The following is a 23,942-nucleotide window of genomic DNA, read 5'->3' on the forward strand; positions in this document are numbered from 1 at the left end:
CGGAAATAGTTGAGTGATGATAGAGGTATTTAGTAAATATGCTTTAAGGCGATATATTTTTGAGAATGAGAAAGGGAAGACTATTATTGATTGGCTGTTGTTGCGAGTAAAGACTTAACGCTTATTTAGAAAACGAAGATCAAATGAAGAAAAGTGTATGTTTTAATATTGGTTTTAATGTAAAATTATAAGTGTAATCGGAGAATTAAATAAATGGCAGATAGAATTATTATAGCCATGGCATGCAGTGTATGTAAAAACAGAAATTATTACTTCGATAGAAGCAAGAAGCAGGAAGGAAAGCTATCGTTGAAAAAATTTTGTAAAAATTGTAGAAAGCGTACTGATCACAAAGAGACAAAGTAGTGAAAACAGTAATGATAAGCATATGCGGAGAGAAGTGAATAAATAAGAAAGAGTTGCTTAATAGCGTTATTCCTTATTTATGAGCTGTGGAAGACGTTCTGTTGCGACTACTACAATGTGTCAGAGCTAGAAGAAAATGTGGTTACTCTGTCTTACTATTCCGGTTCTTTCGGAGCAGTGGTTGTGTTAAGTCTTATGGAGAGGTATATCAGCAGGAGCGCCTAAAAAAAGCTTAAGTAAGAAGAGAAAAAAATACGAAAAACCATGAGACTTTATAGGATTGAAACCGGAGCTATTCTAAAGTCGTACCGCCTTTTTCAGAATTTCATAGCTTTAAAGACACATCTCCTGCAAGAAAGAAAGATAAAGAGTTCCCTCGTATAAGGAAATTTAAGAAGACTTTTATTGACAACGCTAACACCTCTAAACCGGTTCTCTACCTAATCGAGTATTTTTATGCTGAGGAAAAAAGAGATGAAGAGGAGTCACCTTTGGAAAAGAAAAAGCGTGACGAAGATATCGTCATCATCACCTGAACACATCAAAGAACGCTCTGTTATACTCGAGAATGAGCCACCCTCGCCGTTATTTGACGAAGATAATCTAAAAGCTTCAGAGATTGACCTAATTGTAGGAGGAGAAGAAGCAAAATAAATAATAAGCCTATAGAGATGGTCGATATGGATATAAAGTAAATGAATCCATATGGAAAGCCGAAATTAACGCCAGAAAATAAGAGAAAAAGTTAGGATTACCCGTGGATCTCTTACGCAAGAAAAGACACTATTGAAAGGTTTAAAAATGAAGAAAGTAAAAGGTAATCAATAAGTCAAGTATTGGGGGGGGGCATAAGCTAATGGTAAACTTCTGGTCTCCAAAACCAGCTTTGGAGGTTCAAATCCTTCTGCCCCCGTTTTTGAATAATATTGACAAAGGTTTAAAATGAATTTAATTAAAGCATCTCTACAATTTTTTAGAGACTCATATTATGAACTTGCAAAAGTTACATGGCTTGGTAAAAAAGAAGTTGTTGGAACTACTGCAGTGGTAATTGTATTTGTTATTATCATGTCTATTTTCGTCAGCATTGTTGACTTACTTTTAGGTCTGGTTGTTAATATTATATTATGAGCTGGAGTGAAAAATGGTAAACCAATGGTATGTTGTTCATACTTATTCAGGACATGAGGATAAAGTAAAGAAAAATTTGGAAATGGCTATTACAAATTTGAATATGCACGATGTAATTTCGCAAATACTTGTTCCAACTGAAGAAGTGGTTGAGGTAAAACAAAATAAAAAGAGAATAAAAAGAAGAAAATTCTATCCCGGCTATGTTTTTGTCGAAATGACTGTAAATAATACCACTTTCTGGCTCATCAGAAATACTGTAGGTGTTACAGGTTTTTTAGGCGGCGTAAAACCCGTCCCTATGGCGCAAAACGAAGTTGAAAGTCTTCTTGACATCGTTATTAATCCAGATGCTTCTAAACCTAGACCTGCAGTATCGTTTGAGAAAGAAGAAAACGTCCGTATTATTGAAGGACCGTTTAAACATTTTATTGGTATAGTAGATGAAATCAACCATGAGAGGGGTAAGCTCAGAGTTATGGTGACAATATTTGGAAGACCTACACCAGTAGAGCTTGATTTCTTGCAAGTTGAAAAAATGTAAAAAAAGTTACGATTGAATCCTTAAAAAGTTCAATATTAATAATTCTCAGTTATGTGTGCAAGTGATGCTGAGGCAATATTAGGAGTAATGCAAAATGGCCCCAAAGAAAGTGAAAGCAATGATTAAATTACAAATCCCCGCGGGTGGAGCGAATCCGGCACCGCCGGTAGGTTCCGCATTAGGTCCGCAGGGTGTAAATATTATGGATTTCTGCAAGCAGTTCAACGAAAGAACAAAAAAAATGGAGCAAGGAATGACAATACCTGTGGTTATAACTGTATTCGAAGACAAATCATTTACTTTTATAACAAAAATGCCTCCGGTTCCTGCTTTGATTAAAAAAGCTGCCGGTGTTGCGAAAGCTTCAGGAGTTCCTAATAGGAATAAAGTAGGAAAAATTACTGCGGCGCAGATAGAAGAAATAGCAAAGCAAAAAATGCCAGACTTGAACGCAAATGGAGACCTAAATGCTGCAAAGCTTATGGTCGAAGGGACTGCAAAGAGCATGGGCATTGATGTTGTTAAGTAGTAGTCATAATATAGCATAATAAGAAATTGAAAATATAGTATCTATAATATTTGGAATTAGCGGCAATGGGTTTTTTTTACCTGATATTATAGATACTATATTGCGAATGAAACAGTTTAGAGAACTTGCCGTAGAAATTGCTTTGTTCTTTTCAGTATTAAGATAAACGAAAATAAAAATGAATAGTGGGAGTCGGTTTATACTCGACGTAACCACAGGAGGAAAAGTGAGTAAAAGGCTTAGCGAAGCGGCGAAATTAGTTGATAAACGTAAAACTTATAAACTGATGGAGGCTGTAACTCTTGTAAAAGAAATGGCAACGGCAAAATTTGACGAGACTGTTGAAGCTCACATTAAACTTGGAATTGATCCTAGACGGAGCGATCAAATGGTAAGGGGTACGATATCTCTACCGCATGGCATCGGAAAAACAAGAAAAGTTGCGGTTTTGGCAAAAGGTGAAAAACAGAGAGAAGCTGAAGCAGCGGGTGCTGATATTATAGGTTCTAATGATTTGATTGAAGATATATCAAAAGGTAATCTTGACTTTGACGTTTTGGTTGCAACGCCTGACGTCATGAAAGATTTAAGCAAGGTGGCAAAGATCCTCGGACCTAAAGGTCTTATGCCAAATCCAAAATCAGGGACGGTGACATTTGAAATCGGCGCGACAGTCGAAGAACTTAAAAAAGGAAGGATTGAATATAAGAACGATTCTTTCGGAATAATTCATGTTCCGGTGGGAAAAGCATCTTTTGAAAAAGAAAAACTTACAGATAATATAAAAGTTTTGATAGAAGCTGTTGTCAAAGCGAAGCCTTCAAGTTCAAAAGGACAGTATATGAAGAGTATTTCTGTTTCGTCGACAATGGGTCCAGGTATATTTGTTGAACAAAAAATATAGTTGCTTTTTAAATTTGTACTATACATGAAAGGTGGCTGATTGATGGCTGCCTTTTGCTTTTGTGAGGACAGTGATAGATGGAGAAAACGCAGGAAATAGAAGATTTGCTTGCACCGATTGCGGCGGAAAAAAAAGTAGAAATAGTTGATGTGCAGTATGTTAAGGAAGTCGGCAGTTGGGTCGCAAGGATTTTTATTGATAAAAACGGTGGAGTAACAATGAAGGATTGTGAAAATATAAGCTATGTTTTTAGTGCTTTTTTAGACAAGAGTGATATATTAAAAGATTCTTATATCCTGGAAATCTCTTCTCCGGGACCTAATAGAGTTTTAAAAAAAGAAGAAAGTTTTAAGCGTTTTGTTGGGAGTAAAGTGAGAATACAAACTTTTAAGCCCATAAACAATCAAAGGAGTTTTTTGGGAACTCTTTTAAATTTTAAAGACGGCAAGATGAAAATAGACGATGTGGCGAACGGAATTGTGGAAATAGAATTTTCGGATATAAAGAAAGCAAATATAGAAACAGATGTTTAGGAGGATGAGATGTCGGAAAAGGGTGAACTTTTAATAGCTCTTGAGCAGATTGAAAAAGATAAAAAAATTAAGAAAGAAGATATTTTAGCAGTTATAGAAAATGCTCTTGTGTCAGCATATAAAAAGCATGTCGGTAAAAATGTTAACGTTGAAGCTAAAGTTGATCCTGAATTGGGAAAAATGGTTGCAAGCGTAATAAAGGTCGTTGTCAAAGATGTTGTAAATCCTCTTTTGGAAATATGTGTTCAAGACGCGAAAAAGCTTGGGCAGAATGCGGAACTTGGTGCTGAAGTGAGAATACCTCTTGATACGCAGGATTTTTCGCGTATTGCCGCACAGACGGCGAAACAGGTTATAGTGCAGAAAATCAGGGAATCCGAAAGAGATTCACTGTTTGACGAGATGAGAGAAAAAATTGGGCAGATTGTAAATGGCGTTATATATCGCATAGTAAATAGGAATCTCATAGTTGATTTGGGTAAGACAGAAGCCATACTTCCTTTAAATGAACAAGTATTTAGAGAAAAATTCAGCGTCGGACAGTATATAAAAGCTGTGATTATGAAAGTTGAAAAGAACGTCAAAGGTTCTGGAGTCGTTTTATCGAGAGCAAGCATTGAACTTGTAAAAAAACTTTTTGAACTTGAAGTGCCTGAAATTTATGAAAAGGTTGTAGAGATAGTAAATGTGGTTAGAGAGCCGGGTGTGAGAACAAAAATAGCTGTGTTATCGCACAATCCAAAAGTTGATCCCGTAGGCGCGTGTGTAGGCGTAAAAGGTGCAAGAGTAAAACCTATAATAGACGAATTAAAAGGTGAGAGAATTGATTTAGTGCCTTATTCTTTAGATCCAGCGAAATATATAGCAAGCGCAATGTCTCCCGCAAAAGTTATTTCCGTGTTAATTATTTCTGAAGAGGAGAAAAAGTCGGAGGTTTTGGTGACCGATGATATGTTGTTTTTAGCTATTGGTAAAGATGGTCATAATGTAAGACTTGCTGCAAAGCTCACAGGTTGGCATATCGATGTGAAATCGGAGGGACAGAAAAAACAGGAAGACAATGAAAGGATTGAAAAGCGGACTGAAATTCTCGAAGAACTTGAAGGACTTAGCGAAAAAACCATAAAAACACTTGTAAAAGCGGGGATTACGAATATAGAAAGATTGTCCTTGCTGACGATTGACGATATTACTACTTTATCCGGTATAGGTCCTAAAACCGCTGAAAAAATCATTGAAGCGGCAAAAAAGAGCGTTGAAAAATAAGCAGGAGCGTTTATGCCATTAAAACAAATTGATAAAATAGAAGTTTCTAAGGAAAAAACTACAAAGAGGAAAGTTGCATCGTCGGCTAAGAAAACCTTAAAAAAGGGTAAAGACGATAGTGTTGCAGCTGCTAAGAAAACGGCTAAGACTAAGCCTAAGAAAACAAGAACAAAATCTGTTAAGACAAAAGGGGTAAAAGCTGACTCTGTTAAAAAGAAAACCGTTAGAAAAATTGTTAAGAAAGTTGTTTCTGAGGAAAAAGAAAAACAGGAAATACACAAACTTGAAGATGATAAAGGTGTTAAAGAGAAAAATGATTCTCAAACCTTTGTAGAAGACGAAAGAACGGAAGAAAAATCTGAGGCAAAAAAAATACAAGAAACTGCTGTTTTGCCATCTCCGTCGTCTCCCGATGTAACAACCATAGAGCAAAAACCGGTAGAACAGGAACAGACTGTTCTAAAGACTGAGAAACCAAACGCTGCGTCAAAGTCGGTAGGAGCTAACACAGAATCCGTTAAAGATAAATATAAAGGGATAATTTTAATAAATGAGTTGATAACCGTAAGGGAACTTGCCGAGAAAATGAAGCTCAAGGTTGGCGATGTTTTAAAGAAACTTCTCTCTTTGGGGAGTCTTGCTACTATAAACCAAAGACTTGACATTGATACAGCTGTTCTTTTGACTAATGAGTTCGGTTATGATACGGAGTTTGTGTCAATTTATTCTGATGAAAAGGTAAGTGCTGAAAAGGAAGATCCTTCAAAATTGAAGGTGCGTCCGCCGGTCGTTACGATTATGGGTCACGTTGACCACGGTAAAACTTCTCTTCTTGACACAATAAGAAATAGTAACATTGTTGCGGGTGAACACGGTGGCATTACGCAGCATATCGGAGCGTACAAAATAAAAGCACCAGGTGGGAAATATATTGTGTTTTTGGATACTCCCGGTCATGAGATTTTTACAGCAATGCGTTCTAGAGGATCACAAGCTACTGATATAGTTGTGCTTGTTGTCTCCGCAACTGATGGTGTAATGCCGCAGACAATTGAAGCCATAAACCATGCCAAAGCCGCGAATGTGCCTATTATAGTTGCAGTAAATAAGATAGATTTGCCTGTTTCAGATTCGAAAAAGGTAAGACAGGAATTAAGCAATTATGGTCTTGTGCCTGAGGAATGGGGCGGTGATACAATAATGATTGATATTTCTGCAAAACAAAAAACCAACATTAATTTGTTATTGGAAATGATTTTACTCAAAGCTGAGATGATGGATCTCAAGGCAAATCCTGATAAAAAAGCTGAAGGAATAGTTGTTGAGGCGAAACTCGATTCTCGCAGAGGTCCGGTAACGACGCTTTTGGTTCAAGGCGGGACTTTGAGAATTGTTGATAATTTGGTTATAGGAACGACTTACGGTAAAGTAAGAGCGATGATTGATGATTGTGGGAAGAGATTTGATGAAGCTCTTCCGAGCACTCCGGTGGAAATTTTAGGACTGAACGAGCCTCCGCAGGCAGGCGATAGATTTATTGTGGTTGATCATGAATCGCAAGCAAGAGAAATTGCACAGTCAAGAAAAGAAAAAGCTAAAGAAGCTTCTTTAAAACCAAGACGTCACTTATCACTTGTTGATATAAGTTTGGGACAAGTAAAGGATTTGAAAATAATATTGAAAGCAGATGTTCAGGGTTCTTTAGGAGCGTTGAGCGATGCTTTGGAAAGACTTTCAACTTCTGAAATAAATTTGAAAATAGTACATAGAGGTGCGGGTGCAATTACAGAATCAGATATTGCTTTAGCCGTTGCTTCAGATGCTTTAGTGATTGGTTTTAACTTACGTCCCGATGCCGCAGTTGAAAAACTTGCGGAAGCAGAAGGGGTAAACATAAGTGTTTACAGAATTATTTATGATTTAATTGCAGATGTTAAAGCTGCTATGGAAGGCTTGCTTGCTCCTGATATGAAAGAAAAAGTACTCGGCAGAGCCGTTGTAAAGCAGGTATTCAGACTGTCAAGCTATGGGATTATTTCAGGATGTTCTGTCATCGACGGGAAAATACAAAGAGCTGCAAGGATAAGGCTTTTGAGAGATAACATCATTGTTTTTGAGGGAAATATTTCTTCGTTAAAAAGATTCAAAGACGATGCCAAAGAAGTTGAAAAAGGCTATGAGTGTGGAATCGGTCTTGAAAACTTTTCTGATATAAAACCCGGTGACATAATTGAGAATTTTACTATGGAGAAATTTGCAAGAAAGCTAGATAGTTAATAAAAATGACAGGTCGGAACAACAAGCCATGCAATGACATGGCGCTTCTCTTTAATTTTCATCTTTATGTTTAGCTGTGGATATTTAAATTCTCCTCTTTAATTTAGTGTTAAAGTGTATACGCTAAAGGAAGGATACGGCAGTAGAAATCTGCAATATCGGCTTTATTTTGTGTCAAGTATTCATCATCGTCACTAAAAGCTTGATATAAAGCATCGTTCTAAATCTAGTGAGAAGTTTCATTCATAATTTTTAAGTGATGATTCCTTATCAATTGTACATAGTCTTTTAGTTCAAGTATTTTGCCATTAAAATGCACAATAAAAGGGACAGGCTCTGAAATCAAGTTCGAAGTAATAAACCTAGAAGGAAGTTAATATGCCATTATCGTATAAAAGATATGTCAGAGTAGGTGAGCTTATACATCGGACTGTGTCGTCAATCGTAATGAAGATGAAAGGCTTGGACGAAGGAGTTGTTACGGTTATGAGTGTCAACCTTACAGACGATTTGTTAAGTTGTAAAATTTATTATTCCGTTTTAGGTTCTGAAGAAGATAAGAAAAAAGCAGATATAGTTTTAAAGAAGAATACAAAAGAGGTAAGACACCAACTGGCTTTGCATTTAAATTTAAGACGTACTCCGACAATATCTTTTATTTATGATGATACCAATGAAAAAGCTACAAAAGTATTTGATATACTCAAAAAAATAGAAGAAGAAAAAAAATAGTGATATCTTTTGAGTTTGTGTGTGCAAATCAATAATTGTTTCGATATACGTACGTCAGTAAGGACTATGCGTTTAATTGCAGATATGTAAATAAATTTGTAAAGAAAAAATTGAATACTTTGACTCATTTATGGGGAGAGAAATGTCGTTGCGTATGAATTTAAATAAGAACGATTTGAAGAAAATTTCAGAAATCTCCAAAATAATCAAACAATCAAAAACATTCTTTATTGCCGGTCATATGAAACCAGATGGCGACAGTCTCGGTTCAGCTTTGGCTCTTGCGTCTGTTTTAAATAGGTTAGGTAAGAAAGCATGTGTTTACTGTGCTGACGAGGTACCAGATTTTTTAAGATTTCTTAAGGGTTCGAGTGAAATAAAAAAGTCAGCAAAGAAAACTGACATATTTGATTGTGCGATAATTTTAGAATCGATTAACTTTTCAAGAATGGGTGATATAATTACTCCGGGTCAATCAAAAAAAGTAATCAATATAGACCATCATTTAACTTATACTGATTTCGGAACTGTAAATTATATTGTTCCATCTTCATCGTCAACCGCAGAACTCATATTGAATATTTTAGAATATATGAAAATTAAACTTACTAAAAGCGAAGCGGAGAATCTTTATACGGGCATATTGACTGATACAGGTCGTTTCCAACAGATAAACACTACTTCTAATTCGCATATTGCTTGTGTAAAACTTATGGAGTATGGCATAAACATAAATGAAATTTATAGAAAAGTTTATGAAAATAGTTCTATCAACGCTTTAAAGTTAAAGGGAATTGCTTTATGTGGAATAAAAACGATTTTTAATAATAGCGTTTCTTATGTTGTTTTAACAAGAGATATGTTTAAGAAAAGCGGTGCAAGAGATGGTGACGATAATGGCATAGTAAATTATACTTTAAGAATAAAAGGCGTAAAAGTCGGCTGTCTTTTCAAAGAAATAGATAAGAAAACCACAAAAATAAGCTGTCGTTCAGTGAACACTTTTAATGTTTTAGAAATTGTGTGCAGGTTTGAAGGCGGTGGCCATAAAAATGCCGCAGGATGTACTATTAAAGAGGGAATGAATGCTTCAATCAAGATGATAAGCAGCGTTTTAAAAGAGAAGCTCATGGGCGGTTAACACGTACAAGTATATTGTGCTGTGGCAGTTTTTCTGTATATTTGTATGTTTTGTCTAGATTGTTCGCCGGACGGTGTTTTTGTTTTTTACAAAGTAGGTGAGATTTTGGAGGATTCGGTCGGTGCTGTATATGTTTGTATGAGTTAATCAGTTATATCTCGAAGCTATAATAGTTTGACGTGTAAACCATAAGGATATTATTTTGTTTGAAGTTGTCCAATAAAAAAGTAGAATAAAAATAGTTTTAAACGTTAAGTCGTCGGAGTATGCGATGCTTTAGATATTGATATTACAAGATTTTTACTTACTTTGGTAGGCAAAACGATAAATTCGTGAAAAGAGATAAGATTTGTTTAAGTTTCTTTCCGCTGGATAAAATTATTTAGATAAAAATGTAGTTTCCAAAAACGGCATTTCAAATATGAAAATATATAAAAAGATAGTTAAAATATTTGGAGATAAAGTTTCTCAGGCTTTTCAGCGGAACTTACATAAAAACTTTAGCGCAGGAGTTTGGAAGTATTTTAGAGTGCGACATAACAGTTAAGACTTTGAAAAGAGAAAGAATAGATATATTTGCTTTGAGACTTAAAGATACGGGCAGTGCTAGTAAAATAATTGAGAAATTGATACCCTCGTTTAGAATCGCTCTAATTCTGGTTTACCGTTACTACAAATAAAAAAACAGTTGCTGAAAGGTAAAGCTTTCGGCAGACATATCCAATGAGTATAAAATGATAAGAAAATCGGCAATAACCATCGGAACTTTTGATGGAGTGCATAAAGGTCACAGATTTCTCGTAAATAAAACTTTGTGTGCCGCAAAAAAGAATAATTTAAGAAGTGTAATAATTGTGCTTGAAGAGCCCATTAAAAAGGTAAAGGGTCTGCTTACGACATACGAAGAAAAAATAGAAGAAATTAAATTTTTAGGGGCAGATGAAATTTTTATAATAGAAATTCATTCGGAAATTCTCTCCTGTGACCCCAACGAATTTTTTGATAAATTTCTATGTAAAATGCTTAATGTTTCCGAAATAGTGTGTGGCTCTGATTTTGCTTTTGGGAAAGACAGAAAGGGAGACATTGAATGGCTTAAGAAAAAAACGAGAGAAAAGAATATAAGAATTGATATAGTTGAGCCTTTAAAGGACGCTTCAAGACAAATTTCATCGTCTTATATAAGGATATTAATTGAAAAAGGTGATGTAAAAAATGCAGCAAGACTACTTGGCAGAAATTATTTTTTTACGGGAATTCCGTTTAACGAAAAAGGCGCGGGTAAAAAGCTTGGATTTCCTACAGTTAATCTCCGTGTAGATAGTGATAAACTTCTCCCCAAGGGAGTTTACATAAGTCTTATAACGCAGAATAAAAGAATATATCCTTCTCTTACAAGCATAGGGATACGCTCTACTTTTGACAGGGGAAATAAAATTGTTCCAGAGACACACATTTTGGATTTTAAAGGGACATGGAAAAAGTTACAAACCAGAGTTATGCTTTTGAAAAAAATAAGAGATGAAAAAAAATTTGTGGATAGTAAGGCGCTTAAAGCTCAGATTTTAAAGGATGTATCAATGGCATTGCGACTTTTTAAAAATCAGAAAACGGGGTGAAAGATATTATTCTTGCATATAGAACGGCAATGTGTTGTATTCGGTTGCTTTTGCAGTTTTAAAACAGTTGATTCCTTTTATGAAAAACTTATGGTTTATTATCTGTTTCCTTGTACTTTCTGACATAACATGAGGATATATTTCTGAAGATTTTTTTATATCAAAATTTTCTGAGCAGCGTTTCTTTACGCAGAGTGAAAATTATTATCTACTGCTTATATCGGGAACAATAAAAATTCCGTTTTTGGAATACATATCGCAGAGCTTTGATATATTTTGTAGATAATTTGGTGAGATATGCTGAAAAAAGGATAAAATAGATATTAAAGCCGAGATGAAAGTAATAAACCTTTGGAGAAAACGGTTAAAAGAAACAGGGTTTGGGAATTAAAAAGTGAAGAAATAAGTAAAAGAAGACATAAGAATTAAGATAAAAGTATCTAAAGCAATTTAACCGGAATTAAAAGGATAGAAAATAAAGCAGGTATTCGGCGATCCAATCCAAGAATGCTTGAAGATATGCTGGTATAAAGATATGACAGAACACTGAGGCGGGGTGGATTTATAAATATTATAAATGATACTAATCGATAATTTTAAAATATCGCATCATATTTATCTAGCTAATACAGGTAAATTAATACTTTTTCTAAATGGGATACAATTTTTAATTATTTTTGTATTATATATGAGGTAGTCATAATAAATAAAGGGATTTTAAATGTCAAAGAATTGTCTTTTCTGCAAAATAGCCAAAGGAGAGATTCCGTCTTATAAGATATACGAAGACGAGAAAATTTTTGCTTTTAAAGATATAAATCCGCAGGCACCGATTCATATATTGATTATTCCCAAAAAGCATATAGTCGGGTTAGACACTGTCTCGGAAGAAGACGAAAAAATATTGGGCAATGTTCAGATTGTCATGTCAAAAATAGCGAAGCAGTTTCCTGAAATGAAAAACGGATTTCGTATAGTAAATAACTGCGGTGCGGACGGCGGACAAACTGTTCTTCATATCCATTATCATCTTCTAGGAGGTCGGGTTTTTAGCTGGCCGCCCGGATAATGTGAAAATAAAAAACTAATCTTTTTTAAGAAAGGCGGTGCTTTAGAAAAAAATGGTCAACGTTAAAGTGCGCGAAGGCGAGTCTATTGAAGAAGCTATAAGACGTTTTAAAAGAGAGTGTGAAAGAAACGGAGTAATGCAAGAAATAAAGAAACGTGAATTTTACAAGACTCCAAGCGTTTTGAAAAAAGAGAGACTTGCAGAAACGAAAAGGAAAATCCGTCGCAAAATGGTTAAAGATAGTAGATGGTCAAAGTAATTGAAAATAAGAAGGGAGTTATGTTTAGATGTATTGACGACATACGACTCCCTTTTATTTTGAGGCTATGAAAAATGAAATTAAAGGACATACATAAATTATTTATAAAGGAAGGGATTGAGACAGATCCGAGGGGCGTAAATATTGTTAAGCTGGATTTATCGAAGCGCAAAGAAGAATATGATGCTCTTTCAGGTAAAAAGAAAGAGAATTACGATATGGAAAGTCTTACAAACCCTTATTATGATTCAAGAATTCTTTACGGTGATGAAAATACCGAAGTTAGAACTGTTATGGTCGGTATAGACATAGAGAGTCAAGAGCTTTTACTTGCAAAACAGCTTATGAACTCAGGCATTGAAATTGATTTGGTCATAGCACATCATCCTGAGGGGTATGCCTATTCAACGTTTTACAGTGTTTTGGAAATGCAAGCAGATATTTTAAATAAGCAGGGTATTCCGATAAATGTTGCCGAAAAAATTGTTTCCAAAAGAATGAAAGAGGTACAGAGGAGTGTGCTTCCTCAGAATAATGAAAGAGTTTATGATGCTGCAAAGCTTTTAGGTGTACCTCTTATGACTGCGCACAGTGTTGCGGACAACCATGTGACTGCGTTTTTACAAAATGAAATCAATGCTTTAAATCCAGTATATTTGAAAGAGATTGTGGAACTGTTAAATAAGTATCCTGAATATCAGCATGCGTCAAAAGTTGGGCATGCGCCGTTTATTTTAAACGGGAGTGATTATTCGCGTTGCGGAAAAGTTTTTGTTGATATGACAGGCGGCACGGAAGGTCCTCTCGAATCTTTTGAAGGGCTTAAAGCTGCGGGAGTTGGAACAATTATTTCAATGCATTTGAGCACCAGAGCAGTTAAGGAAGCGGAGAAACATTATTTAAATGTTGTTTTGGCAGGACATATTTCATCTGATAATTTGGGTTTAAATCTGCTTTTTGACAAATTAGAAAGCGAAGCTCCTGAAAAATTTGAATTTATAGAGTGTTCGGGTTTCAGAAGGTTCAGAAGGTAAAAATGTCAATATCTGAAGATACGATTGAGAGAATAAAACTTTCCAACGGCATAGAGTCTGTAGTAAGGGAATATTTGCCGGACTTAAAAAGAGCAGGGCGCAACTGGAAGTCGTGTTGTCCGTTTCACAGTGAAAAAACGCCGTCTTTTGTAGTGAGTCCTGAAAAAGGAATTTTCAAATGCTTCGGCTGTGATGCTGTGGGCGATGTTTTTAAGTTTGTAATGCTTGCCGACAGTATATCATGGATTGAAGCGGTAAAAAAACTTGCCGCAAAGGCAAATATAGAAATTCAAGAAACAAAACAAGATATAATAAAAACATCTGAAAAAACGAAACTGTTTGGCATTTTAGAAAATTCGGCTATATATTATCATAGGTGTTTGCTTGAAAACTCAAGTGCCAGAAAAGCGAGAGAATATCTTGCAAAACGTGGTGTAAGTCGCGAAACGGTGAATAAGTTTAAACTTGGGTTTTCTCCTAAAGGCCAGTTTTTGGGATCAGCTTTAAAAGAGGGTTGTGTAAGAGATGATCTTTTAAAAGCGGGATTGATAGCCAAAATGGAGAATGGAAGTTTTTTTGAATACATGTCGGACAGAATAGTTTTTCCAATTTTTGACGTTCAGGGGAGAATTGTGGCGTTCGGCGGAAGAACTATTGCAGATCATGAGGTTAAATACTTAAATAGTCCTGAAACTGTTATTTATTCAAAATCGTCAAATCTTTACGGGTTATTTCAGACTTTGCCTGAAATTCGGAAAGAAAGAAAAATGATTATTCTTGAAGGATATATGGATGTTGTTATTCCGCAGCAGTTTGGTATAACGGGTGCAGTCGCGACGCTTGGGACTTCGTTTACTCAATATCATGCGAAGTTGATTTCAAGGTATTCCGACAGTGTCACCTTGCTTTTTGATTCTGATAATGCTGGAAGAGCTGCTGCGCAAAGATCTCTTGAAATTCTCGTCGAAAGCGGAATAGAGTGCAGAGTGTCCGCTTTACCTGAGCATGTTGATGCTGACGAGTATCTCAACCGATATGGAAAGGAAAGCTTTTTAAAGCTTCTTAAAGACAGTTCTAAGAGTGCGATAGATTTCATGATTGCAAGAGTGTGCGGAGGTTTATCTTCGGGCGGGAAAAAAAGTTCGCCCGAAATGAAAGCGAGTGCTGTATCTACTCTTTTGGGTTTTATTTTAAGAAGTTCCAATTCTATAATTCAGACAGAGTGGATAAAATGTGTAGCGCAGCATATTGGTGTTAACGAGGAAGCAGTTTGGATAGAGTTTGAGAAAAAGCAGCGTTTAAAACTCAAGGGTTATTTGCAAGTTGATAGGGGTTTAGATGAACAAGTTGTTGCAAATAAAAAAGTTTCAATGTCTTTGGAAGAAGATCTTTTAAATCTTATTTTAAACAACAGAGATTGTATTGAAGAAATTAACCTGGATTGTTTTGAAGACGCGAGATGTAAAAAAGTTTTCGAACTTATAACTTCGGGATCGAGTGACTCCGAAATATTAAATGTCTTGTCAGAAGAAGACGGAAATTGGTTTGCAGAATTGACATTGAACACAATAAAATACAATGACATTAAAGAGGCTTTAAGTATCATTTTAAAAGATATCAAAATAGACAGACTTGAAAGAAGAAGACAGCAACTTAAAAAAGAAATTCTTTTGATGGATACAGGTGAGAAAGAAATAAATAAGAATGTATTTAATGAATATAAAGAATTGACAATTTTTTTAAAGGGATCGAGGAAATTAAATGGTGAAAAAAGGTTTGTTTCAGGATTTGATCGACACCGGTAAAGGGCAGGGCTATCTGACTTATGAAGACATTAATAAGAGTCTTTCGCAAAAATCTATGGTTGCCGAAAAAATTGACAGCTTTTTTGTGACTTTAGAAGATTTGGGCATTAAAGTAATAGATGATAAAGAATATCTTTCTGATAAGGCAAAGAGAAATAGTGGCGAAGCCGTAGAGCGGTCTGTAAAAGCTATAAGTGAAGAAGAGGATATAAATCCCGTAAGAATGTATTTGAGTGAGATGGCGAAAGTTCCGTTGCTTGAAAGATCTATGGAAGTCGAGCTTGTAAAAAATATAAGAGAAAGCGAAGAGAAATTAAAATTCATAGTTTTAGAATCGCCTCTTATCGTAGAAGAAGTAAGAAAGTGGGAAATGCTTATAAGACAGCAGGAGATGACGTCCAAAGAACTTATGCCTCGAGGGAAAAAATCGTCGGGACAGTTAAGAACAATGGACTTAAAAATAAAGTCAGCTGTAAAAAAAATAAATGATATTGAAGAAAATATAAATGCTTGTGAAAAGAAATTAAAACTTAAATCAATATCCCGTAAAAACAGAGAGAAGTGTCAGACGCAGGTAAAAGAACTTCATTCCGAGATTGTCAACCTTATTGTGGATCTTGATCTCAATCAAGATAAAATCAAAAGGATTATTAATAAAGTTAAGACGAAAGCGCAGAAATTAAATGAAATAAATGGCGAGTTAAAAAAAATTGGACACAAATATAAAAGTCTTTTCCCTGAAGTTTATCTGTTGCTTAAAAACTATAATGCAAGAAAGATTTCTGTATCTGAATTTAAAAAACGTACGGGTATTTCTGTAAAAGATGTGGCAGAAGACATAACAAAAATTGAAGATCTTTTGGCTAAGCGGACTAATCTGATAGATGGTTTTGTTATAACTCCCGAAGAGATAATTGAAATTGACAGGAAGATTAGAGAACTTGAAGATATTATACACAGAGATAAAATGAAGCTTATTGAAGCAAATTTCAGGCTTGTTGTTTCAATAGCGAAGAAGCACGTCGGAATAAGCAATTTGGAATTATCGGATTTGATACAAGAGGGAAATCTCGGACTTTCAAAAGCCGTAGAAAAGTTTGAATGGAAAAGAGGATTTAAATTCTCAACTTATGCCACGTGGTGGATAAGACAATCTATAAATCGTGCCATCGCCGATCAAGCAAGAACTATAAGAATTCCCGTTCATATGAAGGAGCTTATATCAAAACTTACCAAAATTAAAAAGGAATATCAGCAAGATATAGGCAGAGAGCCTACTATAGAAGAATATTCAAAGACATTAAAACTTTCCCACGATAGAGTAAGAAAAATATTGAAGATGATGCAGGAACCAGTTTCTCTTGCGACGCCGGTTGGCGAAGAAGAAGATTCTCGTCTTGAAGATTTTATAGAAGATCAGAACAGTCCCAATCCAGTATTTAAAACTCAACAGTACAGACTTCAGCTTGAACTTGAAAAAGTATTAAACACTTTAACTCAGCGTGAAGCTGAAATTATACGTTTAAGATATGGTGTAGGCATAGGATATCCAAGTACGCTTGAAGAGGTTGGTAAAAAATTTGGTGTCACAAGGGAGAGAGTAAGACAGATTGAAGCGAAAGCAATAAGAAAATTGAAATATCCTAAAAGAAGTAAGTCATTACGCGAATATTTAGATTAATTTTATAAAAACTTAAAAGAATAATGAAAAATGCTTGAGTAATATAGAGCTGATGTGTTTTTTATATAAATGAATTTTCTCTAATTCATAGCTTTGAAAAAAACAAAACTTTATGTATTGGTCTTGTCTTTTACTGTCCCGAGTGGAAAGGATTTAATAAATGTTTCTTCAACCCATTTTATTGAATCAAGTGGAGTCATACCCCAGTCTACCGGACAATTTGAGATAATTTCGACCAAAGAGAAGCCTTTTCTATCAATTTGGCACTGAAAAGCTTTTTTTATTGCCTTTTTTGCTTTCATTATATTTTGCGGATTATATATCGCAACTCTTTCCAAGTATGCTGTTCCTTCGAGCGTTGAGAGAAGTTCACAGAGTTTTATCGGGTATCCTTCTCTTTCTGGATTTCTACCGAAAGGTGTAGTTTCCGTTATCTGTCCTATCAGTGTTGTGGGCGCCATTTGTCCGCCTGTCATACCGTAGTTGGCATTATTTACAAATATAGTTGTTATATTCTCGCCTCTGTTTGCCGCATGTATGGTTTCTGCCATTCCTATTGCAGCTATATCTCCGTCGCCTTGATACGTGAATACAAATTTGTCAGGATTTGTTCTTTTTATTCCGGTGGCAACAGCCGGTGGTCTTCCGTGAGGCGCTTCTGTAACATCAAAATTAAAATATTCGTAAGCAAAAACAGCACAACCTACGGGAGCTACGGCAATAGTTTTTTCTCTCACACCTAATTCGTCAATACATTCGGTGATAAGCCTGTGAATTATGCCGTGTCCGCATCCCGGACAATATGATAGAACAGCATCCTTTAAACTTTCTGGTTTTGATAATATTTTTTTCATAGCATTTATCCGATTATACTTTTCTTATACGGAAACAATAGCTGCTTTAAGCGAACTCAGCTTGGAATTTGATACGAAATATACAGTTATAATATCCTTTTGCCATTGTGGGCTTGAATTACAGCCTGCCTCCGCTGTTTTTATTTAATAACATATCAAGTTAAGAAAAACTTCAAAATTAAATACCCAAAATAAAATCAATCATTATAAGATAAGAGGCTTGAGATATAAGAGAGCAACTAATACTTTTTGTTATTACTTTCGTTCTTCACGCTCCGCTCGAGCCACCCAAGATTTGGCTTTGTATTTTTTTAAGTATTTCCTGTTCTGTGACAAGTCCGCCGCCGGCTTTTCCTAAAAATCCGACTTCGGATTTGCCGTTTACAGCAAGTTTCACGTCTTCAACCATCTGCCCGTGACTTAACTCGACGGATAAAAATTTTACATTTGGTTTTGCAAGAGAATTTGTTATTTCAGACGGGAACGGCCATAGAGTTTTTGGTCTTAAGAGCCCCGCTTTAATGCCATTTTTTCTTGCAAGTTTTACTGCAGATCTTGCTATTCTTGACGAGATGCCGTAAGCAATTATAATGATTTCGGCATCTTCTAGCATATAAGATTCGTACTTGACTTCATTCTCGGATATCAGTTTATATTTTTCTTGCAATTTAACATTGTGTTTTTCTAAAACTCCGTCTTTCATAAGTAACGATTTGATAGATCTAGGCTCTCTCCCTTTAGATCCGTTTAAAATCCACTCTTTTTCCGTAAATTCTTTTTTTTCGATCCTGTTAAATTCTATAGGTTCCATCATTTGTCCTATGATACCGTCTGTGAGTATCATAACAGGTGTTCTGTACTTTTCGGCTAAATCGAAAGCGTCGTAAGCCGTTTCATACATTTCTTGTGCTGAATTTGGGGCAAGAACAATTATTTTGTAATCTCCGTGACCTCCGCCTTTTACAGCTTGGAAATAGTCTGATTGTGAGCTGGAAATATTCCCAAGACCGGGTCCGCCTCTTTGCACATTTACTATAAGAGCAGGAACCTGCATTCCAGACATATAGGAAATTGCTTCTTGTTTTAAAGATATTCCAGGAGAGGATGACGATGTCATAGCTCTTGCGCCTGTTATGGCTGCTCCCAGAACCATACTTGCTGCTGCAATTTCAGATTCAGCTTGAATGAAAACTCTTCCGAGTTCAACCATCCTTTTTGAGAGATACGCCGGAATCTCGTTTTGAGGCGTTATGGGATAGCCGAAATAGGATTTAAGTCCCGCTGTAATCGCGCCTTCACAGAGAGCAATATTTCCTTTAATAAGTTTTTTCGTCATAGATCTTTATAAACCTCAATACAAACGTCAGGGCATACCATGTAACAAAAACCGCACCCTATACAAGCATTTTCTTTTTCCAAACTGGCCCAGTGATATCCGGCTTTATTAAATTGTTTTGAAAAAGATATACATTGTTTAGGGCAGGCTTTTATACATAAACTGCAGCCTTTACATTTTTCTGAATTAATTTTAATTGTTGATATCATAATAAAATATTTTATGTTTTTTTTAAAGTGAAGGCAACTTTTATATTTGTAAGATACGTAAACTGCGACATTTATTTCATTTTTGCTGCAGAAATATCTTGTTATCCTTCTTTTGCTGTTGCTTTATTCCTTATTGCATATCCGCTTATTTATTAAAACTATGCTTTGTTTGTTTATTTCTGTATCCGTTTTAACCTGTTGGTAAACTTTATTCTAGATATTGGTGCCTAAAATTATATACTTGTTGTATATGGCGATGATTTGATAAAATTAATAGGAATTTTTATATCTGGATTTATTTTTATTGTTAAAGGATATTGTGTTAGAGATACATCCGTTTAAACCTTTTGTTCCAAAAGGAGCGTCAGCGCTTATTGTAGGGACTTTCCCACCTGTAGCGCAATATCGTGATTTTGAATTTTATTATCCCAATAACATGGGAAACAGATTTTGGATAATTATGGAATATGTTTTTAATCACAAGTTTCAGTATTGGAAAGGTGGTGCAGCCATAGAAGAGAGGAAAGCGTTATGTGAGAGAGAACATATAGCTATAACTGATATGATTGAGAAATGTATAAGGACTGAGGGCAATTCGTCTGATAAAAACTTAGATAAAATAGAATTTCGCAATGCTCATAAGTTGTTAAAAGACTGTTCTACTATACAAAAAGTTATACTTACAAGCAGAGCCGATGGAAATAGTGAGCAAATACATAAAAAGCATTTAAGTAAATCAAGAGGCAATAGCGCGTTGGAATTATTAAACGAACACTTGAGAGAAAACGGAATTATTATCCAGAATTTGCATAAAAGAGAAAGCGGGCTAATTGAAGGTGAATTTAGGTTAGTCGATAGGAAGATGAGAATATTCGTTCCCTATACTCCGGTTGCAAGGTGGTATAACAGTCAGAAAAGAAAGGTAAACGATATGTATAAAGACAGTTTTGATGCGTAAATGAAATATAAATTTTTAAAAACATTTATTTACAATCTGATTTAATTGTTTAATAAGCAAGATATATTGTTTTGTTCATAAAGTGGCATGACAACTTTTTATATACGACGGTAAATAGTGAGCAATAGTTGTATGCATTGCGATGCTGTTTTTAGATGATTGAGTAATGATATGTTGTCAGCATGGTGATCCGAATGAGGAATTATGGCTAGTAATAAGCAAATGGTGAATATCCTCAATTTTTGTAATATTTGGTTTTTAAACTATTCCAGTTTAATATAAACGAAATCAAGCGCTTTTTTGTGATTGATTACTATAATAGCTCCTTCTTTTCTGTTGTTTTTTGCTTCTATAAGTTCTTTTATTAGTTGTCTCATGTCAATTAAAGAATATGTGTTGACTTCTATTTTTGATACTCGGTAAATTTGATAGTTAGTTTTTGAAGTACGATTGTGTTCAATGCTTTTCTTGTTTCTATAGAATTGTTCGTTTATCTAAAGAGGATATATTTTAAAAAAAGGACTGCACCTATAATAATTCTTCTCCAGAATGAGAAAATATCTTTTCTTTCTCATTTACAGTAAAAGAGAAAATGCCGTTTGTAAATTTGCAAAAGTATGTTAAAAAATATAAAATTATTGTGTGTAGTTAAAATTATCATAAGGGGAAATAAGAAATGAAAAAAGTGGTGTTATTTGTAGCATTAGCTACGGTGTTTGGTTTGTCATTTGTGGCTTGTAGTAGCAAAGCGGAAAATCCAGAAGATAGTCAGAACCAGTCTTCAAATGTTGATAATAATGGTGCTGATCAATCGCAGTCTGCCGCCGGTGAAAATTCTGACGCTGCAAATCCGCAGTAGGTGAAAATAAGGGCAATTAAAGTGTGGGAGTAAAATTTCCGTGATTCTTGCGTAGATGGGAAATAGATGTATCAAAAGCAGCTGTAAAGTTATTTTCTCAGCTTTCCTATAAGAAGTAATATCTATTTATTTCTGACACAGTTATTTATCTTTTTTCTGCTTAACTTTCATAAGTGCTGTCTGCCAGATAACATTGTTCTTATCTCAAAAATAAAAAAGAGACTGTCTTTAAGCAGCAGTCTCTTTTTCATTATTATGCTCTGTAAACTTAAAAGGCAAAGGAAGTTCTTATTCCATAAACAAATATATTGTTAGATGATTTTTCAGCGTTAGGATTTATAAAGTATTGAACAATCGGACTAATAGCAATATGATTGTTTAGTGCAAACTTATAATACAGTTCTATTTGCGTTGTTTTAGCATCTTTATAAGAAATTTTCTCTGTTTTTAAGCCTTTAGAATCGTATATTTGTCCGACGGCCAGACCTACCACGTCATTTGCTCTTGACCATATTGAACCTTTAATCTGAATGCCTGTACTCCACAACAATGAAATAATATTGTCACGAAACTCCTCATCTCCTGATTTTTTAATTTTGCTGTATCCAGTGGCAAATACGCCGATTTCTTCGGTTATTGCTTCATCTATACTTATGCCGAAACCCCAAGTTCCAGATTTTTTATTAGGAATTTTATAATTGGAGTATTTTTTATTGTTATTTAACCATCCGTACAGTCTATAATTGCCGTTTTTGGAAGATTTGCAGGTAACTTGGAATATATTGAATCCATTTCTATCAAAGTCGCCAGTATTTTTCGTAAAATAGGCATAAGCAATATCAAAGCTGTCAGTTGCCGCATAATTCAGTGCTAACGCAATGGTTTGTGACGGAGCGTCAATTATTTCTTTGTAGGTTGCAAAAGAACCCACCACAAACTGTGAGGTTTCGTCGTTTGCATAATTGTTGCCGGCAAAATGACTCCACAAGCTTAATTTTCCAAAATTTATGGTAAATTTATTGTCAAGTAAAGTTTGTTGATAGTATAGCTCGGGGATTTGTATAGGTATTATATCAGTTTCTTGGTGGGTTTTAGTATGATTTGTGTTTCTCAAATCATAAATGCTTTTTTCTCCCGCAAAATGTGCTATGACTTTTCCATTATTTTCAAATTCTTTTATAAGTTTTAGATTGATTTTGTATGTTGCAGGCTTTGCGATTTTTCTTATATTCTGCATAATAAACATTCCGTTTGTTTCAACTTGAATTCCAAGCTGTTCAGCTGTACTGTCTGCTGCAAGTAATAAGGATATACTAGGGTTCATAAGCATAAACGCGCTTGCTACTAAATATATTATTACTTTGTTATTCATTATTTCCTCCTGTGGATTTTGCTCTCCGTAAAGTATCTCTCCGAAGGTTTTCTGACATTAAATCTGCGAACTTAATTTTAGCATTTTTTTGCATAAATTTTGACAATTTACAATTCAAATTGTGAACTTGTAAGTAATCTAAGTTCTAAGTAAGTGAGGTATATGGCGGCAACATCAGCTAAATACCGCAAAGAATGAAGAAAGGATACGCAGTCCATTAGAGCTGTGCAGTATCTAAAGAATTATAAGCAGCTTAGACACTTAGGTGTTGCAAATTATCGTAACCTGTGAAAAACGGTATTGTAAAGCATAAAATTAGGTAGTAGCATATTATTTTTCATCGCTTATTATTCATTTCCTATATTTATTTTATCTTTTTACGTTGTGAACTGTTTATCTTTTTTAATACTGCAAGAATTATCTGTTTATGTAAATGTTTCCTATATTGTGGTTAGTGCTGAGTTCTTGACACTAGTTATAATCTTTTATATGTCAAACCTACCGTGTTTCGCATTCAAACAAAAAATAAATGCAACGCAGAAAGGCTTTTTCATTATTTAGCTTTCTTCTTGGAACAGGAAAGTCTTTTTACTTTTAGATTTTAGTCTCTATGCCGCTTTATTGATTTATATGATTTAACTGAATTATATCGAATTAAATTAATACGAGCCTAATCTCAAGAAATCTTTCCTGCTTTTATGCGGTGGAGCTGACAAGAAATTAAGTAGGAAAGACATATATTGTTTTTGCCGTCACTTCGTCGGAATAAGGTTTTCAGGCAACTAAAGAAAACAACGTCAATTTAGAACTGTTTTCATAGGAATAATGCGACTCTGCTATTGAACTGAAAGATGGAGAAGTCATATTAATATTGTTTGTCAAATGATATAGGAACAAAAAAATATTAAGATTAAATTAATATTTGCAAATGTTTTTTTATGAATATATAGGTTTTTTGAGAAAGTATTATTGATGATAGGTTTTAATATTGTTATGTTTTGTCCAGAAATAAATGAAATGTTTGTGATGAATGTAGAGAAGATGTGAGCGGTTGTGCGGTAATAATGATTCTTTAATGTTTGCTGTAATTGAAAATGAATTTGCAGCCGAAAGAATCAAAAAATTAGATGATAAAAATGAATTAATTACGGATAATTCTCAATGTAAAAATGAAATTTGCAAAAAGATTGAAATATCAAGACCTGCCATTAAAATAGGATTGTTGACATTTAATAGTGTTATTTTATAGTATAATTAAAATTTAATAATTATGGTTTTACCTGAAACCGTTGATGTGGAAATAACGGTAATTGTGCAGTTACAGAGAGCGGGTGCAGCTGAGATTCCCGTACAACGCAGATTATCAAATGGACCACGGAGGGCGCGGTCAAAAGGATTACGGCTTATGACTGTTTAGCTGTAAAGTCCCCAGTATTCCGCGACGTATAGCAAGCGTTATTTGCG

25 protein-coding genes and 1 tRNA gene are annotated in these 23,942 nt (G+C 34.8%); 22 read left to right on the forward strand and 4 right to left on the reverse strand.

The window, feature by feature from the left end; translation table 11 throughout:
• The first annotated feature begins 213 nt into the window (after nt 1-213).
• The 19 genes from rpmG to LE179_RS00095 all read left to right on the forward strand — a co-directional run bounded on the left by rpmG (nt 214) and on the right by LE179_RS00095 (nt 16,890).
• Nucleotides 214-366 (forward strand): 50S ribosomal protein L33, encoded by a 153-nt coding sequence (gene rpmG / locus LE179_RS00005; protein WP_374128327.1) that lies wholly within the window; start codon nt 214-216, stop codon nt 364-366.
• Nucleotides 367-840: 474 nt separating this feature from the next.
• Nucleotides 841-1,020 carry a hypothetical protein gene (locus tag LE179_RS00010; RefSeq protein WP_374128328.1) on the forward strand — a complete coding sequence of 60 codons (180 nt, stop codon included), beginning with the start codon at nt 841-843 and terminating at the stop codon, nt 1,018-1,020.
• 188 nt (nt 1,021-1,208) lie between these two features.
• Nucleotides 1,209-1,279 (forward strand) — tRNA-Trp (locus LE179_RS00015).
• Nucleotides 1,280-1,308: 29 nt separating this feature from the next.
• On the forward strand, nt 1,309-1,497 hold the full coding sequence (gene secE, locus LE179_RS00020) for a preprotein translocase subunit SecE (protein ID WP_374128329.1): 189 nt from the start codon (nt 1,309-1,311) through the stop codon (nt 1,495-1,497).
• A 13-nt stretch (nt 1,498-1,510) separates the two neighbouring features.
• Nucleotides 1,511-2,041, forward strand: coding sequence for a transcription termination/antitermination protein NusG (nusG, locus tag LE179_RS00025; RefSeq protein WP_374128330.1), 531 nt, complete (start codon nt 1,511-1,513; stop codon nt 2,039-2,041).
• A 94-nt stretch (nt 2,042-2,135) separates the two neighbouring features.
• The gene (gene rplK / locus LE179_RS00030) at nt 2,136-2,570 is read left to right on the forward strand and encodes a 50S ribosomal protein L11 (protein WP_374128331.1); all 435 of its coding nucleotides are present in this window, start codon (nt 2,136-2,138) and stop codon (nt 2,568-2,570) included.
• Between the two features lie 178 nt (nt 2,571-2,748).
• Complete coding sequence (rplA, locus tag LE179_RS00035) at nt 2,749-3,474, forward strand: 50S ribosomal protein L1 (RefSeq protein ID WP_374128332.1); 726 nt, start codon at nt 2,749-2,751, stop codon at nt 3,472-3,474.
• Between the two features lie 77 nt (nt 3,475-3,551).
• Nucleotides 3,552-4,007, forward strand: a complete 456-nt coding sequence (gene rimP, locus LE179_RS00040; protein ID WP_374128333.1) for a ribosome maturation factor RimP — start codon at nt 3,552-3,554, stop codon at nt 4,005-4,007.
• Between the two features lie 9 nt (nt 4,008-4,016).
• Entirely contained in the window at nt 4,017-5,273 is a 1,257-nt protein-coding gene (gene nusA, locus LE179_RS00045) for a transcription termination factor NusA (protein WP_374128334.1), read from the forward strand.
• Between the two features lie 12 nt (nt 5,274-5,285).
• Entirely contained in the window at nt 5,286-7,550 is a 2,265-nt protein-coding gene (gene infB / locus LE179_RS00050; protein ID WP_374128335.1) for a translation initiation factor IF-2, read from the forward strand.
• Nucleotides 7,551-7,928: 378 nt separating this feature from the next.
• Nucleotides 7,929-8,282 carry a 30S ribosome-binding factor RbfA gene (rbfA, locus tag LE179_RS00055; RefSeq protein ID WP_374128336.1) on the forward strand — a complete coding sequence of 118 codons (354 nt, stop codon included), beginning with the start codon at nt 7,929-7,931 and terminating at the stop codon, nt 8,280-8,282.
• Between the two features lie 154 nt (nt 8,283-8,436).
• Entirely contained in the window at nt 8,437-9,423 is a 987-nt protein-coding gene (locus tag LE179_RS00060) for a bifunctional oligoribonuclease/PAP phosphatase NrnA (RefSeq protein ID WP_374128337.1), read from the forward strand.
• Nucleotides 9,424-9,875: 452 nt separating this feature from the next.
• The gene (locus LE179_RS00065) at nt 9,876-10,103 is read left to right on the forward strand and encodes a hypothetical protein (RefSeq protein WP_374128338.1); all 228 of its coding nucleotides are present in this window, start codon (nt 9,876-9,878) and stop codon (nt 10,101-10,103) included.
• 54 nt (nt 10,104-10,157) lie between these two features.
• Nucleotides 10,158-11,042: a riboflavin biosynthesis protein RibF gene (ribF, locus tag LE179_RS00070; RefSeq protein WP_374128339.1), complete on the forward strand. Its 885-nt coding sequence runs from the start codon at nt 10,158-10,160 to the stop codon at nt 11,040-11,042.
• A 721-nt stretch (nt 11,043-11,763) separates the two neighbouring features.
• Nucleotides 11,764-12,111, forward strand: coding sequence for a histidine triad nucleotide-binding protein (locus tag LE179_RS00075; protein WP_374128340.1), 348 nt, complete (start codon nt 11,764-11,766; stop codon nt 12,109-12,111).
• A gap of 52 nt (nt 12,112-12,163) precedes the next feature.
• On the forward strand, nt 12,164-12,370 hold the full coding sequence (gene rpsU, locus LE179_RS00080) for a 30S ribosomal protein S21 (RefSeq protein ID WP_374128341.1): 207 nt from the start codon (nt 12,164-12,166) through the stop codon (nt 12,368-12,370).
• 74 nt (nt 12,371-12,444) lie between these two features.
• A complete protein-coding gene (locus LE179_RS00085) occupies nt 12,445-13,404 on the forward strand; it encodes an NGG1p interacting factor NIF3 (RefSeq protein WP_374128342.1) in 960 nt (319 codons plus the stop codon).
• A 2-nt stretch (nt 13,405-13,406) separates the two neighbouring features.
• Nucleotides 13,407-15,209, forward strand: a complete 1,803-nt coding sequence (dnaG, locus tag LE179_RS00090) for a DNA primase (RefSeq protein WP_374128343.1) — start codon at nt 13,407-13,409, stop codon at nt 15,207-15,209.
• Nucleotides 15,166-16,890: a sigma-70 family RNA polymerase sigma factor gene (locus LE179_RS00095; RefSeq protein ID WP_374128344.1), complete on the forward strand. Its 1,725-nt coding sequence runs from the start codon at nt 15,166-15,168 to the stop codon at nt 16,888-16,890. Before dnaG ends, LE179_RS00095 begins: the two co-directional genes overlap by 44 nt.
• A gap of 110 nt (nt 16,891-17,000) precedes the next feature.
• On the opposite strand, the gene LE179_RS00100 is transcribed toward LE179_RS00095, so the two are convergent.
• From LE179_RS00100 to LE179_RS00110, 3 genes are all read right to left on the reverse strand, one after another.
• Nucleotides 17,001-17,744 carry a thiamine pyrophosphate-dependent enzyme gene (locus tag LE179_RS00100; RefSeq protein ID WP_374128345.1) on the reverse strand — a complete coding sequence of 248 codons (744 nt, stop codon included), beginning with the start codon at nt 17,742-17,744 and terminating at the stop codon, nt 17,001-17,003.
• 268 nt (nt 17,745-18,012) lie between these two features.
• A complete protein-coding gene (locus LE179_RS00105; RefSeq protein ID WP_374128346.1) occupies nt 18,013-19,080 on the reverse strand; it encodes a 3-methyl-2-oxobutanoate dehydrogenase subunit VorB in 1,068 nt (355 codons plus the stop codon).
• On the reverse strand, nt 19,077-19,289 hold the full coding sequence (locus tag LE179_RS00110; protein ID WP_374128347.1) for a ferredoxin family protein: 213 nt from the start codon (nt 19,287-19,289) through the stop codon (nt 19,077-19,079). The genes LE179_RS00105 and LE179_RS00110 overlap by 4 nt, the downstream gene beginning before the upstream one ends.
• 304 nt (nt 19,290-19,593) lie before the next feature.
• On the opposite strand from LE179_RS00110, the gene LE179_RS00115 reads away from it, so the two are divergent.
• Together LE179_RS00115 and LE179_RS00120 are read left to right on the forward strand one after the other, a co-directional pair.
• Complete coding sequence (locus LE179_RS00115; RefSeq protein WP_374128348.1) at nt 19,594-20,247, forward strand: hypothetical protein; 654 nt, start codon at nt 19,594-19,596, stop codon at nt 20,245-20,247.
• A 676-nt stretch (nt 20,248-20,923) separates the two neighbouring features.
• Entirely contained in the window at nt 20,924-21,106 is a 183-nt protein-coding gene (locus LE179_RS00120; protein WP_374128349.1) for a hypothetical protein, read from the forward strand.
• A gap of 268 nt (nt 21,107-21,374) precedes the next feature.
• On the opposite strand, the gene LE179_RS00125 is transcribed toward LE179_RS00120, so the two are convergent.
• Entirely contained in the window at nt 21,375-22,478 is a 1,104-nt protein-coding gene (locus LE179_RS00125; protein ID WP_374128350.1) for a carbohydrate porin, read from the reverse strand.
• A gap of 1,075 nt (nt 22,479-23,553) precedes the next feature.
• Here LE179_RS00125 and LE179_RS00130 point away from each other — a divergent pair.
• Nucleotides 23,554-23,727: a hypothetical protein gene (locus tag LE179_RS00130; protein ID WP_374128351.1), complete on the forward strand. Its 174-nt coding sequence runs from the start codon at nt 23,554-23,556 to the stop codon at nt 23,725-23,727.
• The last annotated feature ends 215 nt before the right edge of the window (nt 23,728-23,942 follow it).

This window comes from Candidatus Endomicrobiellum agilis (genome assembly GCF_020328115.1).
GTDB lineage: Bacteria > Elusimicrobiota > Endomicrobiia > Endomicrobiales > Endomicrobiaceae > Endomicrobiellum > Endomicrobiellum agilis.

Bases quoted from the DNA above. Each gene is read 5' to 3' on its own strand.
- rpsU (WP_374128341.1), top strand. From the start codon at position 12,164: ATGGTCAACGTTAAAGTGCGCGAAGGCGAGTCTATTGAAGAAGCTATA.
- LE179_RS00120 (WP_374128349.1), top strand. From the start codon at position 20,924: ATGAAAAAAGTGGTGTTATTTGTAGCATTAGCTACGGTGTTTGGTTTG.
- LE179_RS00105 (WP_374128346.1), bottom strand. From the start codon at position 19,080: ATGACGAAAAAACTTATTAAAGGAAATATTGCTCTCTGTGAAGGCGCG.
- LE179_RS00095 (WP_374128344.1), top strand. From the start codon at position 15,166: ATGGTGAAAAAAGGTTTGTTTCAGGATTTGATCGACACCGGTAAAGGG.
- secE (WP_374128329.1), top strand. From the start codon at position 1,309: ATGAATTTAATTAAAGCATCTCTACAATTTTTTAGAGACTCATATTAT.
- LE179_RS00110 (WP_374128347.1), bottom strand. From the start codon at position 19,289: ATGATATCAACAATTAAAATTAATTCAGAAAAATGTAAAGGCTGCAGT.
- rbfA (WP_374128336.1), top strand. From the start codon at position 7,929: ATGCCATTATCGTATAAAAGATATGTCAGAGTAGGTGAGCTTATACAT.
- ribF (WP_374128339.1), top strand. From the start codon at position 10,158: ATGATAAGAAAATCGGCAATAACCATCGGAACTTTTGATGGAGTGCAT.
- nusG (WP_374128330.1), top strand. From the start codon at position 1,511: ATGGTAAACCAATGGTATGTTGTTCATACTTATTCAGGACATGAGGAT.
- LE179_RS00100 (WP_374128345.1), bottom strand. From the start codon at position 17,744: ATGAAAAAAATATTATCAAAACCAGAAAGTTTAAAGGATGCTGTTCTA.
- LE179_RS00130 (WP_374128351.1), top strand. From the start codon at position 23,554: ATGTTTGCTGTAATTGAAAATGAATTTGCAGCCGAAAGAATCAAAAAA.
- LE179_RS00075 (WP_374128340.1), top strand. From the start codon at position 11,764: ATGTCAAAGAATTGTCTTTTCTGCAAAATAGCCAAAGGAGAGATTCCG.
- rplK (WP_374128331.1), top strand. From the start codon at position 2,136: ATGGCCCCAAAGAAAGTGAAAGCAATGATTAAATTACAAATCCCCGCG.
- dnaG (WP_374128343.1), top strand. From the start codon at position 13,407: ATGTCAATATCTGAAGATACGATTGAGAGAATAAAACTTTCCAACGGC.
- rplA (WP_374128332.1), top strand. From the start codon at position 2,749: ATGAATAGTGGGAGTCGGTTTATACTCGACGTAACCACAGGAGGAAAA.
- infB (WP_374128335.1), top strand. From the start codon at position 5,286: ATGCCATTAAAACAAATTGATAAAATAGAAGTTTCTAAGGAAAAAACT.
- LE179_RS00085 (WP_374128342.1), top strand. From the start codon at position 12,445: ATGAAATTAAAGGACATACATAAATTATTTATAAAGGAAGGGATTGAG.
- rpmG (WP_374128327.1), top strand. From the start codon at position 214: ATGGCAGATAGAATTATTATAGCCATGGCATGCAGTGTATGTAAAAAC.
- LE179_RS00010 (WP_374128328.1), top strand. From the start codon at position 841: ATGAAGAGGAGTCACCTTTGGAAAAGAAAAAGCGTGACGAAGATATCG.
- nusA (WP_374128334.1), top strand. From the start codon at position 4,017: ATGTCGGAAAAGGGTGAACTTTTAATAGCTCTTGAGCAGATTGAAAAA.
- rimP (WP_374128333.1), top strand. From the start codon at position 3,552: ATGGAGAAAACGCAGGAAATAGAAGATTTGCTTGCACCGATTGCGGCG.
- LE179_RS00125 (WP_374128350.1), bottom strand. From the start codon at position 22,478: ATGAATAACAAAGTAATAATATATTTAGTAGCAAGCGCGTTTATGCTT.
- LE179_RS00060 (WP_374128337.1), top strand. From the start codon at position 8,437: ATGAATTTAAATAAGAACGATTTGAAGAAAATTTCAGAAATCTCCAAA.